Annotated in this window: 11 protein-coding genes; 7 read left to right on the top strand and 4 right to left on the bottom strand. The window is 51.4% G+C overall.

All coding sequences use genetic code 11. The features are described 5' to 3' along the window. Positions 1–674: 674 nt before the first annotated feature. Complete coding sequence (locus Enr17x_RS21355; RefSeq protein ID WP_145311728.1) at positions 675–1,628, top strand: IS110 family RNA-guided transposase; 954 nt, start codon at positions 675–677, stop codon at positions 1,626–1,628. 52 nt (positions 1,629–1,680) lie between these two features. On the opposite strand, the gene Enr17x_RS21350 is transcribed toward Enr17x_RS21355, so the two are convergent. From Enr17x_RS21350 to Enr17x_RS21340, 3 genes are all read right to left on the bottom strand, one after another. Further along, complete coding sequence (locus Enr17x_RS21350) at positions 1,681–3,045, bottom strand: hypothetical protein (RefSeq protein ID WP_145311727.1); 1,365 nt, start codon at positions 3,043–3,045, stop codon at positions 1,681–1,683. Positions 3,046–3,227: 182 nt separating this feature from the next. Further along, positions 3,228–4,679, bottom strand: a complete 1,452-nt coding sequence (locus Enr17x_RS21345; RefSeq protein ID WP_145311726.1) for an APC family permease — start codon at positions 4,677–4,679, stop codon at positions 3,228–3,230. A 52-nt stretch (positions 4,680–4,731) separates the two neighbouring features. Beyond that, entirely contained in the window at positions 4,732–5,394 is a 663-nt protein-coding gene (locus tag Enr17x_RS21340; protein ID WP_145311725.1) for a class I SAM-dependent methyltransferase, read from the bottom strand. A gap of 330 nt (positions 5,395–5,724) precedes the next feature. Here Enr17x_RS21340 and glgC point away from each other — a divergent pair, with 330 nt between their 5' ends. Both glgC and Enr17x_RS21330 read left to right on the top strand, forming a co-directional pair. Next, positions 5,725–6,960 carry a glucose-1-phosphate adenylyltransferase gene (glgC, locus tag Enr17x_RS21335; RefSeq protein WP_145311724.1) on the top strand — a complete coding sequence of 412 codons (1,236 nt, stop codon included), beginning with the start codon at positions 5,725–5,727 and terminating at the stop codon, positions 6,958–6,960. Between the two features lie 517 nt (positions 6,961–7,477). Next, entirely contained in the window at positions 7,478–8,896 is a 1,419-nt protein-coding gene (locus Enr17x_RS21330; RefSeq protein WP_145311723.1) for an arylsulfatase, read from the top strand. 91 nt (positions 8,897–8,987) lie between these two features. Here Enr17x_RS21330 and Enr17x_RS21325 read toward each other — a convergent pair whose 3' ends face one another. Next, a complete protein-coding gene (locus Enr17x_RS21325) occupies positions 8,988–10,874 on the bottom strand; it encodes a DUF1598 domain-containing protein (protein WP_145311722.1) in 1,887 nt (628 codons plus the stop codon). A gap of 265 nt (positions 10,875–11,139) precedes the next feature. On the opposite strand from Enr17x_RS21325, the gene mutM reads away from it, so the two are divergent. From mutM to Enr17x_RS21305, 4 genes are all read left to right on the top strand, one after another. Next, positions 11,140–11,985: a bifunctional DNA-formamidopyrimidine glycosylase/DNA-(apurinic or apyrimidinic site) lyase gene (gene mutM / locus Enr17x_RS21320; protein ID WP_145311721.1), complete on the top strand. Its 846-nt coding sequence runs from the start codon at positions 11,140–11,142 to the stop codon at positions 11,983–11,985. A 205-nt stretch (positions 11,986–12,190) separates the two neighbouring features. Continuing rightward, positions 12,191–13,918, top strand: coding sequence for an ATP-binding protein (locus Enr17x_RS21315; protein WP_145311720.1), 1,728 nt, complete (start codon positions 12,191–12,193; stop codon positions 13,916–13,918). Between the two features lie 92 nt (positions 13,919–14,010). Continuing rightward, entirely contained in the window at positions 14,011–14,772 is a 762-nt protein-coding gene (gene rlmB, locus Enr17x_RS21310) for a 23S rRNA (guanosine(2251)-2'-O)-methyltransferase RlmB (protein ID WP_145311719.1), read from the top strand. Positions 14,773–15,160: 388 nt separating this feature from the next. Then, positions 15,161–16,135, top strand: coding sequence for an SDR family oxidoreductase (locus tag Enr17x_RS21305; RefSeq protein WP_145311718.1), 975 nt, complete (start codon positions 15,161–15,163; stop codon positions 16,133–16,135). The last annotated feature ends 42 nt before the right edge of the window (positions 16,136–16,177 follow it).

Raw genomic sequence — 16,177 nt, 5'->3', positions numbered from 1 at the left:
GCTCGGCACAGATTCCCGTATAAAAAATTTCCATTTTCTGTTGACTCCCTCACGCCGTTGAAAAGAATCCACCGAACAGAGCCGGGATCACGAAATCCCAGTAATGAAGTCGTATAACTGTTTACATGAGTGTTACCAATGTGTCCGGTCTTGACACTTGCTAACAGTGAGTACGACACGAGAGAGAATCCTATCAGATATCCCCTGAACGACCTCAGATAAACAGTCCACACCGAAACATCGGGAACCGTGAAAAAATGGACTACCACGAAACCACACGAAAAATGTGTATCGTTGATTCCGGTTCAATGTAGGGGTCAACCCATGTGTTGACCCGCCTGGCTATACTCTGTTGTGGTGAGCCGAACGAGGGAATCAGAGAAAAGTTCGCACAACCTCCTGCATTCCACATCGATACCACGGGCCGACACATGGGTCGGCCCCTTGTATCTGCTCTTGACTGTCTAGAGTTCTTTGTTTTGATAGGCAGATAAAGCCAATGCTTCCCGCCTTTAAAGGCGGGAAGCATTAGTGGCGAGTGTCAGATCGTGTCCGCCCCTGGTCTTAAAGACCGATTCGTAGCTGGATCGCCACTCGCTTCTCATGCCTTAACCCGTACAGTCGCCTGAGCGGTGCACCACCACCAGCTCGTATTTGCAAGGAAGGGCCTTAGCATGCATCAGCTTAACACAGAAGACGTCGGAATTGATATTTCAAAAGCCAAGTTTGATGTCAGTTTCCCAGATCGTTCCAAGTCCGTCGTTTATCACTACACACCAGCCGGGAGAAAAAAGTTCATCGCTGTCCTTATGAAGCTTCAGCCAATTCGAGTCTGCCTGGAAGCAACCGGCGGCTGGGAAAACAGGCTGGTTGCCTGTCTGCACAAGCACCAGATTCCTGTTTCGGTTGTCAATCCCCGACTTATCCGGGACTTTGCCCGAGCGAAGAATCAACTGGCCAAAACCGATGAGATTGACGCGCGCATCATCAGGGAATATGCCGAGGTGATGGACCCACGGCTCACTCCACCTTTAACAGAGGCCCAGCAGAAAATGCGTGAATTTACTTCTCGCCGGGAACAGACCAGCAAGATGATCATCCAGGAAAAGAACCGTCTGGAGACCATTGTGGACCAGGACGTCATCAAGATGATTGAACAATCCATTGCTTTCCACAAAGAACAGCTCAGGCAGATCGAGAAGGAACTGAAGGCACTGATTGACGCCGACGAGGAGTCCCGTAAACGTTCGAAAATCCTGCAATCGGTACCAGGCATCGCCAGTATCACGGCAACTCTGCTCATCTCAGATCTGCCGGAACTGGGGAGCCTGAATCGAAAGCAGATCTCACGGTTAGTCGGTGTCGCACCCACGAACCGCGACAGCGGAACCATGAGGGGAAGACGGACGATTGGCGGAGGACGAGTCCGGATCCGGAACGGATTGTACATGCCCACCGTAGTGGCCTTGAGGCACAACCCGATCATCAGTGCGTTCTATAAACGGCTCGTCAAAAACGGAAAACCGAAAATGGTCGCACTCGTGGCTGCCATGCGCAAACTGCTCATCATTCTCAACACCATGGTCAAAGAAGGAAAACAATGGGAGGCAAACGTGAGAAATTCCTGAATTTTTAAGACAGTCGCTACATTTTTTCGCGCTATTCGTGGTAGTAAAATAACTACTTCGATTGCAGTCCCGCCGTATTCACCGCTTTTACACGATACTGGTACTGCTTTCCGTTTTCCGCTGTCTTGTCGACGAATTGAAATTTTAACAGCGGCAGCACCGGCGTATCCCCGTAGCTCATGCCCTGAAACAGCGGGCGCCCGAAACGGTTGGTCGGTTTTTCGGGAAGCTGGCCGATCTGTTTGCCGTTGCGTTCGATGATGAAGGAATGCAGGCCGCTCTCGAAGTCGGTTGGTGCGGTCCAGGTGATCTTGCCGGTCGAAGAATCGACTTTGACGTTGGTCGGTGCCGGGGGCGGCGTGGTGTCTTTGGTGGCTCCCGTTTTGACAAAGTCGAGCCAGGCCATCGCGACGGTCTTGTTCGGCAGCCAGACAGCAGTTGCCTTGTCTCCCTTATAATCCGCGAACGGAACGGGCGTCTCTTCGCTGTTCAGCGGTGCCAACCAGCCTTCGCTCACATCGATGGTTTTTAAAGGTTCGCCCACTTTCTCTGGCAGACGCATTTGCAGACAGGCGTTGAAGAAGGGGATCGCCAGATAACGTGAGTCGCCTGTTTCGTGACCCGTTTTAGGATCGGGGGCAAAGCCGATCGGGGCGCCTTTGGCGCGGTAGTCTTTAAACATCGCCAGGCTGCCCGTCCAGGCACGGCTGAAACGTTTATTTTCTTTCTCTTTAAGACCGGGGTTGGCCATCATCGGAATCTGCATCGCTGCCTCGGGAATGGTGGGCGCAGTAATCTCGCCGGCGGTCCAGTAGCCAAAGGCGGTTCCCGACTGAAACCAGATCGCGACAATTCGTTCGGGGTATTCCATCTGCATCAGGCTCGACCAGAACCCGCCTCCCGAATGTCCCCACAAACACCAGGGTGCGGTTGCGACTTCTGGATGACCCGAGTGTTTCGCCAGCTTCTTCAGTGATTCGATGAAGACTTTGTTTGAGCCGTTCCGCGGATCACACCACAGGCGGCAGTTCTGTTCTTTCGCCTGATGAAAGCTGGGGCCGAGCAGGGCACAGTTGTTTTTTCGCGCCAGTTCCTGCCAGTGCAGATCGTGGGCCGCCGTCACGCTCCCCGTGCAGGAACCTGAACCACAGCCGTGCTGATGCACAATAATCCCGCGGACCTCTTTAAGCCCTTCGGGAATCCACAGAGTATAAGTCACCCCAATCTGCAGTTGCCCTTCTTTCGGATCGGTGGGTTGTTCGTAGGTCGTGCTATAATAGGGCGGCTGAAACGAAGCATCGACTTTCGGCAGTTCCAGCGGTTCAATCGTTTTGGTTTCTTCCGCAAACACAGGGAAGGAAACCGTCTGCATCAGAAACAGTATGGCGAGGGGCATCAAAGAAGCGCGTGATTTCATGGTTGTGATCCAGTAATAAAAGACCGGGGTAGGTTTCAGTTTCGATGGACATTCATATTACGCAATGATGCGTTTGCATGCCAGTTAGTGTTGCTTTATTCGAATGAGTCCCGGGAAAAGAAAGACATCAACATGTGCAGTCAAAAATGGAATGGGAAGGAACCGGCGCGAACGCCCTGCGGCTAATTGGGAACGTCTGACTGCTTGTTGCGGCTCATCCAGTACAGAGGCACGCCGATCAGAATCGGGATCACTCCCAAGAGCGTCAGTCCCCAGGCATACATCAGGCTGGAATACAGCATGTAAAGCGAAGTGCCGCAGAACAGCAGCGGCGTAATCGGATAGAGGGGCACGCGAAATGGACGTTTCAGATCGGGGAGTTTAAAACGCAGCAGGATCAAGCTCAGGCCGGTCAGCAGGAAGAAAATCCAGAACAGGGGCGCTGTCGCTGCCAGCAGGGTTTCAAAGCCGCCCCCGTAATCCTCCCACTTGATGATGTCCCAGTTCAGTAGTTGAAATGGGAGTTCGAGCAGACTTTGGCCGGCACCGGTGCCGACCAGTACGATCATGGCAACCGAAATCAACCCCTGCGTGAGCAGTGAGTAAATCGGGGCGTTGACGCGATGATTCCAGCGGGCCAGCATCGCAAAGAACCGATGATCCATTCCCAGACGGACATTCACCCGCGAGCCGGTCAGGATCAAACCGTTGATCGCGCCCAGAGAGGAAATCATGATGATCACACTGATCAGTTTCTGCCCCGGATCTCCCCAGGCATTTCCCAGCAGCGTGGCGGCTGGTGTGGGGGAATCGAGCAGTCCCTGATAGCCCAGGCCGAACAGGTAGGCCGCGTTGATCAGCAGATAAATCAACAGGATGCCGATTGTGCCGACCATCAGTGCCCGCGGAATATTTCGGCCCGGTTCTTTGACTTCCGCAGCCACGAACGCGGCGTCATTCCAGCCGCCAAATGCATACAGTACGAACACCATCGCCAGCCCCAGATTGGCTCCGGAACCCGACTCGCCGCCGACTGTTTCGGGCACCGGCGTCGTGTTGGTCATGCCGAGATAGATCCCGGCACCGGCGATCGCAGCGAGTCCAATGACTTTCGCCAGCGTTAGAATGTTCTGCGCCCATTTCCCCACGACCAGCCCCAGCAGATTCAAAAAGATCAGGCTACAGACCGACAAAGAAGCCAGCGTCACTGTCCAGCTGTTGGATGTTTCGGTATTCGGGCCTTGTAAAAACGAAACCGCATAGTCTGCGAAGACATATGACATGATGCCGATGTTGGCCGGGTTGATGACGATGAATTGAGCCCAGCCAAACAGAAAGCCGGTTCCGTGGCCGTAAGTGCGCGAGAGAAAAACATAGTCTCCCCCCGTCTCTGGGATCGCGGCAGCCAGCTCGGAATAACAGAGTGCACCGGCCAGCATCAGGATGCCTCCCAGTCCCCAGACGACAAAGCCCGCTTCGATGGAGCCGGAAAAACTGAATACTGCACTTGGCACTTTAAAGATCGAAACGCCGATCACGATTCCGATAATGATGTTGACCGTGTCCCACAGGCTCAGCTTTTGCAGGTAGCGTTCCGTCGATTCGGCCACTGGCGCTGGTTGATCTGAAGACATAGATTGTCGGGTTCCCGAAAAGGCTGATTCTGAAAAGAAGTGCTACTCCGGATCAGTCTGGTGATTGCCCGACCAGAGCCGCTACAGGCATGGTCCAGATATCCAGCGTCTGTTCCGACTTGATCTCAAAGCCGGCGTCTTTCAGTAAACCGACGGCATTGATGGGCTGGCAGTCGACAATATGCGGGAAGTGCTGGTGCATCCATTTGTAAGTTTTCTCCAGGAAGCTGTCATTGTCTCCCTCTTTAGGCAGCGCCATGGAAACCACGCCCAGTCGTCCGTTCGGCTTTAATACGCGTCTGATTTCCTTAAGCACTTCGGGAATCGTCTCCAGCGGGAACAGCTCCAGCGTAAAGCTCATGCTGACCACATCAAACGTGTTCTCGTCGAACGGGAGTGGCGGCGTATTGGCGACAGACAGTTCGACACGATCGGCGAGCCCCGCTTCCGCGACTCGTTTTTCAGAGACTTTTTTCATCCCGTCCGAGATGTCGACGCCATAAACCTTGCCCGATTCTCCCACCGCTTCCGCCAGCGTTACCAGTGAGTGACCGGTGCCGTAGCCGATTTCCAGTACGGTTTCCCCTGCGGAAATGGCCAGCGCTTTCAGCCCTTTTTCGCGGGCGACATGCTCGTTAGAGTCGGCGATCATGTCATAGGAATGGCTGATGCGATCGTAAAAAGACTTGGTGAGTTTTTCATCTGAATTACTCATGGCTGCGTTCTCCGGAAGCTAAGGTGAGAGGGTAACACCTCGGATTATAAATCGATCAATTCGCGGAGAGAAGCTAGAACGATCAAAACAATGTGAAGTTCATGAATTTGCAAAAATGAAAACCTGCTTTGGGTAAAATCACTCTGGCTTCGATCCTGTTTTTTTCATAAGAAAAGCCAAGTTCATCAAATCGGAGATTTTTTAGAATTCCTTTCATCGTCGGAGCATGCTACAACATAGAGATCATACGTTATTTATTTACGAAACGTGATCGCGGATAATGGAATTCGTCCGCTGAGATCGTGTTCCATATTTAGGGAGGGAGCAAGAATGCGAAATGTTTTGGCTTTGGTTCTGGCCGGCGGTAAAGGAACGCGACTGGAGCCCCTCACCCGGGATCGGGCGAAGCCTGCGGTTCCGTTTGGAGGCGGATATCGGATTATCGATTTTACTCTTTCCAACTGTATTAACAGTGGTTTACGTCGGATTCTGATTCTGACGCAATATAAAGCAGCCAGCCTGGATCGCCATATCAATCTGGGCTGGCGGTTTCTCTGCCGGGAGCTCAATGAATTCGTTGACGTGCTGCCGCCGCAACAGCGGATTGATGAGCAGTGGTATCAGGGAACCGCGGATGCGGTTTACCAGAATATTTACACCATCGAACGTGCTCGTTCAGAACATATTTTGATTCTCTCCGGCGATCACATCTACAAGATGGATTACTCGAAACTGATTCGGGATCATAAGGAATCCGGCGCAGAAGTCACGATCGGCTGTATCCCCGTCGATCGGACCGAAGCAACCCAGTTCGGCGTGATGGGCGTTGACGAGGATATGCGCGTGGTCAAGTTTGAAGAAAAACCGGCTTCACCCGCACCGATGCCCAATCACCCTGATAAAAGTCTGGCTTCGATGGGCATCTATGTCTTCAACACGAATTTTCTGTTTGAGCGTTTGTGTTATGATGCGACGCAGTTAGACAGTTCGCACGATTTCGGCAAGAATATTATTCCTTCCATCATCGATGATCATCTCATCCGCGCGTATCCCTTTCAGGATAAAAATACGGGGGACGGGCATTACTGGCGGGATGTGGGAACGATTGACGCCTTTTACGAGGCGAATATGGACCTGGTCTCGGTACACCCGCAATTAAACCTGTACGATAACACTTGGCCGATTCGATCTTATCAACCGCCGGAACCACCTCCGAAGTTCGTGTTTGCCCAGAGTGAAGGTTCCAAGCCTCGTGTGGGGCAGGCGGTAGACAGTACGGTCTGTCCGGGTTCGATTATCTCGGGGGGCCGCGTCAGTCAGTCGATCATTTCGACCAACGTGCGCGTCAATAGTTGGGCGGAAGTCGATAATTCGATTTTGTTCTCCGGTGTGAATGTCGGCCGCCATGCCAAAATTCGGAACGCGATTATCGATAAAGGGGTTTCGATCCCCAAAAATTGCGAAATCGGCTATGACCTGGAGCAGGACAAACGCCGTGGATTTACCGTTTCAGAATCGGGTATCGTTGTCATCGGCAAGATGGATGGATTTCCCGGCGAAGGTTAATCCCCTCAAAGAATGCCGCGGAAGCATCTCATTAATCGAGATGCTTCCGTCAGGCAGTGCGCATAAAAATTCCCGGAAGCAGTAGCCCAGGGGGGGGAAGGACTTGTACTACTTCCGGGAGGCGATTGTTCGCTCTTATATTTTCTGTGTCTTGATTGATTCGAGACAGCTGACAGATTGCTTTGACAGCTTCAAAAAGATCGATGCCGCAGCTTCCGTGCTTTGGGCATTCGATCTTTCCATTGAGAGAATAAAATCGCTCAACGGACACCGGTATTTGCTTGAAGGTTGAAAAAGGAATTGATAACTGTCAATCTGAGGTGTGATGTTATCAGGAATTGTGTTTTCGAAGTTTGTCAATCAGCGTGATTGCTGATGGTGCGGGGAGAATAAATTTTCAATCCGATTCGGTCAACCCCAATATAAAACGTTTTTTAAAAATGATTTCTGAAAACATGATCCGCGTGTAAATATTTCAAAAAGCGACTCAAACACAAAACAGGAAAGGTTCTGGCATATGCTTTTGCGATTTGTTTTTCTTTCAACATTGTTGTGTTGTCTGACTGGGTATTTTTCCCCGGTCTCCGAGGCGGCAGAACAAAAACCCAATATCATTTTTATCATGGCAGATGATCTCGGTTATGCCGAGCTCGGTTGCTATGGTCAAACAAAAATCAAAACGCCGCACATCGACAAGCTGGCTGCAGACGGGATGAAGTTCACACAGGCATATGCAGGTTGTATGGTGTGTCAGCCTTCGCGGAGTGTGTTGATGACGGGGCAACACACGGGGCATACCGCCGTTCGTGCCAACGATCTAAATCAGCTGTTGTATGAAGAAGACAAAACCGTAGCCGAAGTGTTGAAAGCAGCCGGCTATGCAACGGGCATGTTCGGCAAGTGGGGCCTGGGTTATGCAGGAACGTCTGGACAGCCTTTGAAGAAGGGCTTTGATACCTTCACCGGCCAATTACTTCAGGTACATGCTCACTTTTATTATCCCTTCTGGATCTGGCACAACAATGAAAAACGGATGCTGCCGGAAAACGAAAATAATCAGCGGGGCACCTATATCAACGACCTGTTGCACGAAGATGCGATGAATTTCATTCGCGAAAATCAATCACAGCCTTTCTTCGCTTACCTGCCTTACATCATTCCGCACGTCGAACTGGTAGTGCCGGAAGAGTCCGAGCGTCCCTATCGCGGGAAGTTTCCTAAGAAGCAGATTCTGGACCCGCGTCCCGGCTATATCGGCTCGGAAGACGGCCTGACGACCTTTGCCGGTATGGTTTCACGTCTGGATGATAATGTAGGCGAACTCGTCGCGATGCTGGAAGAACTGGGCATTCGTGACAATACCTTGATCATCTTCACCTCTGACAACGGCGGGCAGGGGGGAACCTGGAAAGAAATGACCGATTTCTTTAACGGGAATGCACCACTTCGCGGTCATAAAGGAACGATGTACGAAGGGGGTCTGCGGGTGCCGTTCATCGCCAGTTGGCCGGGGAAGATCAAACCGGGAACAACGTCCGACCTGCAGATCGGCTTCTGGGATATTTTGCCCACCTTCGCACAAGTGGCAGGGACCAAAGTGCCGGAAGGCGTTGACATCGATGGCATTTCGTTTTTGCCGACGCTGCTGGGGAAAGGGACACAGGAGAAACAGAAATATCTCTACTGGGAATACACGAAGGATAAAATCCGTTCGCGTGCCCTGCGGAGGGGCGACTGGAAAGTGGTACAGAATCGCATGAATCAGCCGGTCGAACTGTATGATCTGGGTAAGGACATTGGTGAAACGAAGAATCTTGCCAAACAGCATCCAGAAAAGGTCAAAGAGTTGACCAAAGTCATGCAGCAGGCTCATACAGAGCCGCGTGATTTTCCTCAAAACTTGAAGCCCATCGGCATCAAAGGTTATGTGAAATAGAGTTGTGTTTCCGGCAGTCAAAAATAAAAACCGCGGCCTGATGAACGGGCCGCGGTTTTTTTATGTCGTCTGATAGAATTCAATCAGGATATTAGTTAGCCAGATCCCACCACCAGCGACCTACGGGCAATGCAGGGGCTTTGGATTGAGCGGAGACGGCTCCGACTTCCTGTGAGACTTTCAGATTGTTCTGGTTTTTGACAACAGAACCCGTGTCGACGCGAACGCCGCCTGCGACCTGAACGACAACATCTTTACCGTTGAATACCCGGTGATTCACAACGGTGTCAACGGTGTGAGCCGGTTCGAACTCGGCGGGATGATAAGCACCGTTGGCGGCAAATGCCGTCATTTCCCAGCTGGCACGGTCAGCCAGTTGTTCGTTTCGCATCAGAGCAGCCACGAGAGCCAGGTCAAAAATGTTCTGCAGGTCGGCATATACCAGATCCTGTTGTGCCAGTTCCTGATAGTGTTTGGTGAAATTGGCAGCGAATTCCCGGTTCAGCTTTTCTGCCTGACCGGTTTGCAGCCGTTGCCCTTCTTTGGTCACGATCTGATTTTCAGACTGACACAGAACGGAGGAACCAACCACCTGATACGCGGTCCGTTCGGCGTTGTGCAGTACGGAGTCGTACTTCATGGTCAACCACCAGCGGAGTGCTTCCAGGTTTTGTGTGCCTTTGTTGTCCTCTTTTGCCAGCAGGTCAAAGTAGCTCGGGATATTTTCGCCAGCATCCATTTTTCCAATGCCGATCAGCTTCATGCGGTAGTCGGCTTCGATCAGAACGCGGGCCACACGTGAAGTATCGGGAACACCGTACAGTGTAATGTCCTGCACGCCCAACTTTTCTTTCAATTGACGAGTCCAGCTGCGGACGCCGGCTCCGGCACGCAACGGGCCGCGTGCATTGGACTGAGCGACGAATTCTTTAACACGGGCCAGTCCTTCAGCACGGGGGTCAAAAGAGCAACCGAAGATCTTTTCACCCTGGTTCGAGAAGGTACGCAGTACGGTAACGAGGTCGTCCAGCTGCAGGACAGGGCGGCCGCTTTCAATGCCAACTGCCAGTCCCTGCTCATTGTAGATCCAGGCTTCTGCCGGACCTGCAATCACAACTTCGTTTTCTTCCGGGTATACAAAGACGTATTCGACTTTCGTCAGTCCTGCCAGCATCTTCATGGTTTCGACAGGAGAACGTCCTTCTTCGATCAGCTGCTGGACTTCTTTTTCCAGTCGTGTCAGCGAAACGAGACGCAGTTGACTGTTCTGAGCCACGTTTTGATTCAGGTCGGCTTCACGGGCTTTAATTCCCAGAGCCGCCAGTCGACCGTTGAGTTCCTGTTTACTGATGTGGTGCAGCAGGCCATTGGGATCAACGCGGACACCACTGTCAAACTGTCGGATTGATCCTTCACCTTCACCAGTGTCTTCCCAAAGTCCTGATGTCTGTGTCTGAATCAACTCGATCAGCTGAGTAAAGTCTGCTAACTGTGATCCCCCGGCCATTGACATGGCTTTGGTGCGTTCGCCCATCGCTTTGGTGCGTTCTTCTGCCAGTGGAATCCGGTTGATGGTTCCCAGAGCAGCAACAAAGTCACCCGAGTTCAGTTGAGCCTGCACGACCATTCGCAACAGTTGTGTCCGTTGGTGAAGGTTCTCAACCGTTTCAGCAACTTCAATTGCCTGACCGAATTCACCCGCTTCTAAGTGCGCGGCGACCTGTTCTTCAGGAGCGACGCGTGGTGTTTCGACGACAGGTTCCGTTTGCACTTCAGGAACCACAGCCACTGTTTCTTGTTCTTCCAGAACAATCGGCGATTCTTCTGGAGCTTGAATTTGTTCCGGAGTGTTTTCTACAGTCACAGCCGGTCGTGGTTTGACCAGATAATAGGTGACTGCCAGAACGATAGATAAACAGGCGACTGTTGCCAGAACTGAAACAGCACTGGAGCCTACTTGAGGGTTTTTAGGGCGCATGGACGCTCTCCGATTGGGCACTTATGACGAACGGACTATCTTGCGGTTCGTATGTATACTTTCTGCAAGATCGGGAAGTTATAGACTTTAGGTCTAGGATCGTCCAACTTTGCCCCAACGTCAAGCGTAATCTTAAATTTCTTGGCCTTCCTATTTCAGCTCAGCTCCGAGATCCAGAGAACAGTTACAAGTAGTAGAATAGAAACACATCGTTCAAAATCTGTTACGCCGTCCAAAACCTTTCATTGATACAGAGAGAATATTCGTGCCAGAGCTACCCGAAGTCGAGACGATGGTTCGCGGCATCCGCGAGGCGGTCGAAGGGCGTCAGATCGTCGAATTTCGAAAATGCCCCTGTTCCTGCAAACCGCTGACGATGACTCCCAGCTTTAAAACCATGCGGACAAGGGTTTTAAAGCAACAGGTGATCGCGGTCCGGCGATTCGCGAAACGGATCATCCTGGATCTGGAAAATGAGAGTTCCTTCGTCATTGAGCCCCGAATGACTGGACTGATGCTCCTTTCGGACCCGCCCGATGTAGAACACTTGCGGCTGGAGTGGCGATTGAAAAAAGGGCGATCGCAGCACTCACTCTGGTTCTGGGATCGCCGCGGGCTCGGCACGGTGCGACTGTATCGCAAAGCGGAATTAGCGACCGCCTTAGGGCCCGACAAACTCGGCCCGGATGCGTTGCTGATCACGTTGAAGGAACTCAAGCAGCGTTGTGCGGCAACCAGTCGTGCGATCAAGGTTGCGTTATTGGACCAGAAACTGGTCGCTGGCATCGGAAATCTTTATGCCAGCGAAATTCTTCACGTGAGTCGAATTCACCCCGAATGCGCTGCAAATCGATTATCGGATGCAGAATTACAGACGATGCATAAAGCCATCAAACGGATTCTCAAAACCGCCATTCGTTATGAAGGTTCAACGCTGGGAGATGGCACATACCGAAATGCCTTGAATCAATCTGGCAGCTATCAGAATCAACATCGGGTCTATAGTCGCGAAGGAGAAATCTGCGGTTCCTGCAAAGGAGCCGAAATTGTGCGCATGGTTCAGGCACAGCGTTCTACGTTTTACTGTCCCTGTTGTCAGACGACGAAATAAGAGTTCATTTACCAGGCACTGTAATCTGGAGACGAGAGAGATTCTGGTGAAGTAGCTTCTCCAGTGCTGAATCTGACAAATTTCAATGAATTGCAGTGAGATTCGCAGAATCTTGCTTTTCTATTCCAACGCTTATGGCTTAAGATCAAAGGGTAAATGGAGCTTGTCCCCACTCTCCCTCTGATCCATTGGTTGATGGAACTTCATGTCGTACCGTGCTTTCAAAAAACTGTTGGGCGAAACCAACCTCGAACGGAAATGTCGTTTTCTGTTTGGCGGCGGTTTGATGGTGCTGATCACCGCCAGTTTTTCATTGAATACCTGGTTGAACAATCAGGTGCTCGACGACCAGAATATTACCTCTGCCCGTTTACTGGTCGCGCCGATCATTCTGGAAAAGCACTGGAAGTGGTCTGAGAACGATAAGAACTATAAAGACCTGATCGAGAAAATTGTTCAGTCCGTGAAATCAAAAGATCTCGGCGATTACAGTTGGGCGGTTTTTAAACCGAATCCCTCTGATGCCGATTCCAAAGAACGTCCCATCGACAGTGCAGGTTACGAAGCGCTGGAACGCATTAAGCAAGGCGAAACGGAGATTTTTTATCAGGATGAGACCGAAGGACGGTTTCAGTACTATAGCGCGATCTATGCTTCGGAGTCCTGTGTCGACTGTCATCGACTGCACGATGATCCAAACTTGCAGCTCGGCGGTCTGATCGGGATCGTCAATATCCGCTTTCCCTCCCAGAAGGTAGAGCAGGCGCTCAACTGGAACAAGGCGATCAACCTCGCTTCCGCCATCGTGACTGCTTTTCTCGCGATGTTAGCCGCTTATGCGATTGTACGATATGTGATTGTGAAACCGGTTTTGCACTTAAAAGACGTCAGTGACGAAATTGCCCACGGCAATCTCGATTTAAGAGCCGACATTCGCACGGGAGATGAATTCGAAGAACTGAGTTATGCGTTCAACCGTATGTTGCGGCACCTGGTCACCGTGCAGGAAGAATTGCGAACGGTGAATACCGACCTGGATACCAAGGTCGATGAACTGGCCCAGGTCAACCTGCGACTGTACGAAATGAATAAACTGAAAGACGAGTTTCTGGCGACCATGAGTCACGAGCTGCGCACGCCGCTCAACAGTATTCTGGGCTTCAGTGATCTGCTCGCGAATGCCAAAGATCTGGATGAAAAACAGAAACGATATGTCGCCAACATTCAGATGTCCGGCAAAAATCTGTTGGCGCAGATCAATGACGTACTTGATCTCGCCAAGATCGAGAGCGGCAAGATGGAACTGCAGCTTACGGAAATTGCCATTGCCGATCTAATTGAACGCCGAGTCGGCACGATGTTGCCTCTGGCGGATAAGAAAAACATCGAAGTCACTTCTGAGATAGACCCGAAGATTCCGATTCTCTTTCAGGACTCCGTGAAGATTCAGCAGATTCTGAACAACCTGATTTCCAACGCAATTAAATTTACACCCGAAGGCGGACGCGTTCACGTTGCGGCGACTCTTTGTGAAGATGATCCCGACATGATGGAACTGGTCGTGGAAGATACCGGTATCGGGATTCCCCTGGATGAGCAGGAGCACATCTTTGAAAAATTCCGTCAGGGAAAATCGTCTCCCGAATCAAGAGACGCGCTAACCCGTTCTTATGAAGGGACCGGGCTGGGGCTTTCGATTATTCGCGAACTTTCAAAGTTACTCGATGGCGAAGTCTTTCTGGAGAGTGAATTCGGTCGCGGGAGTAAATTTACTGTCAGACTGCCTGTAAAGATGAGTGTCGATCAGGAACATCTACTTTCCGATTTGAACGATACGTCTGTCGGCATGAATCGCATAAATACCTCGGATCTGGCCGAGTATGCGCAGGAAAAACTCGCTCAGAACAAACATTCTGAGACGCGCACTCCTTGAAACTGCCGCAAAGAGGCTCTACTCTTTTGCTTCTACCCGGTACTGGCCGTTCTTTTTATTTACCCCCGTTGTTGACTCAGGAAGTTGAATCTGTGGCTTTGGAGCTGAAAAATCCTCATAGCGTTCTGGCGGCACTGCAGTCGCGTCCCATTGATGTCACGGAGATTCGTCTCTCTGCGGGTTCTGCACAGGGAAATTGGGGTGATGTTGCCGATGAAGCACGCAGCCATCGTATTCCCGTCGTGATCAAGAAGTCGGCACCACAGAAAATGAAACGCAAGCAGTCGGAAGAGCAGGGGCGCCGCACTGCAGGTTCCGTTGCACTGGTTAAGCCGCGCACGCCTTCCTCGCTGGGAGAAATGTTTGCGGAACCGGAGGACGGAAAAGAACTGAGTGGTCTCTGGCTGGCTCTGGATTGCATTCAGGACCCGCATAACATCGGCGCCATTTTTCGTACGGCTGCCTTTTTTGGTGTGCGCGGCATTGTGCTCACGAAAGATCGTTCTGCACCACTGAATGCCACCGTTTATGATGTCGCTTCAGGCGGAATGGAAGCAGTGCCGTTTGCTGTGGAAACGAATCTAAGCAGAGCCATCACCGATGCAAAAAAATCCGGCGTCTGGGTGATGGGAACCTCCGAGCATGCTGAAGAAGATGTCTCTGCGTTTCAGCAGGATCGCCCCTGGATGGTGGTGATCGGAAATGAAGAAAAGGGACTCAGACGACTGACACTGGAACAATGTGATGTGGTTTGTCGCCTGACGCCAACCGGGATTGTGGATTCGTTGAATGCCTCTGTCGCCGCCGGAATCATGATCGCCCGATTCTCTCCCTTTGGTCCCGATGTAAAATAACGCAACCTGGTTTACCTCCAGATTGCTCCGATAATGCACACAATCATCAAAATGTCGATGATTGCTATAACGCGTGTTTCGGGTACCGGTTAGAGCGGATTTGCCCGTTATCTCTCTGCACCAGGTTCCAACTTGACCGTTGCGCTCCGTCGTACGACTGCTCATTATTTTGGTTATATGGGAAATGCCTGCCTATAATACGAAGTAAGGTCGTGGACTGCTGAGGTTCGATAATTTCTAAGAGGAATACTCGCAATTCAGCACGAATTTCGCGCAAAAGTCGTGCTACATTGAAGGTAGAGATTCAGGGTACTCCGATTGACAGGCTTGGGCGTCTGCTGATTAATTGTGAGTCCCCGTCAAACATTATCAATGCAGGAAAGAACACGTGACAAATTATTTAGTAACCGGCGGAGCAGGGTTTATTGGTTCTCATATCGCAACGCGACTGGTCAAAGAAGGGCACTCCGTGCGTGTGTTCGATAATCTCAGCACCGGGGCACTGAAAAACCTGGCACATCTTCAGGACCAGGTCGAGTTCGTTGAAGGCGATCTGCGGGATTTGAAATCCGTCGAACAGGCGACCAAAGGCATTGATATCGTTTTCCATCAGGCCGCGCTGGCTTCGGTACCACGGAGCATTGATCATCCGCTCGATACACACGAAGCGTGTGTGACAGGAACGATTCATGTGCTGGATGCCGCCCGACGACTGGGCGTGCAGCGTGTAGTCTATGCCGGTTCGAGTAGTGCGTATGGAAACCAGAAACAAATGCCCAAGCATGAAGGTCAGACACCGGAAGTGCTCTCGCCGTATGCCGCCGCTAAGCTGGCAGGAGAACTCTACTGTCAGGCGTTTGCGAATTCTTACGACCTGGAAACCGTCCGCATCCGTTACTTCAATGTCTTCGGCCCGCGTCAGGATCCCAACAGTCCGTACTCCGCTGTGATTCCGTTGTTCGCCTCTGCCTTGCTCGAAGGACGTCGCCCCGTGATTTATGGAGACGGCACCCAGTCACGCGATTTTACGTATGTCGACAACGTGGTACAGGCAAATCTGCTGGCTTCACAGGCCGATGCCAGCGTTGTCTCGGGAAATGTCTACAACGTTGCCTGTGGCAGTTCTTTGAATTTGATCGATCTCTTGAAGTCTATCTGCGAGCAGTTAGGGAAACCTTACAATCCCGATTTTCAGCCGCGACGGACCGGAGATGTGCTGCATTCCTGGGCGGATATCTCTGCAGCGCAGCGGGATCTCGGCTATGAGCCGGTCGTGGATATCAAAGAAGGCTTACGCCGCACGATTGACTGGTATGCCGAATATGTCAAATCGGAATCCAAACCATGTCTGGGTGGCTGCTGACCTTTCAGCTGACACATCTTATAGAGACCAACTTTGAATTAT

Origin of the sequence: Gimesia fumaroli, assembly GCF_007754425.1 — a bacterium.
Taxonomy (GTDB): Bacteria; Planctomycetota; Planctomycetia; order Planctomycetales; family Planctomycetaceae; genus Gimesia; species Gimesia fumaroli.
The sequence above is the reverse complement of the archived record's forward strand: the minus strand, read 5'-3'. Positions and strand labels throughout refer to the sequence as shown.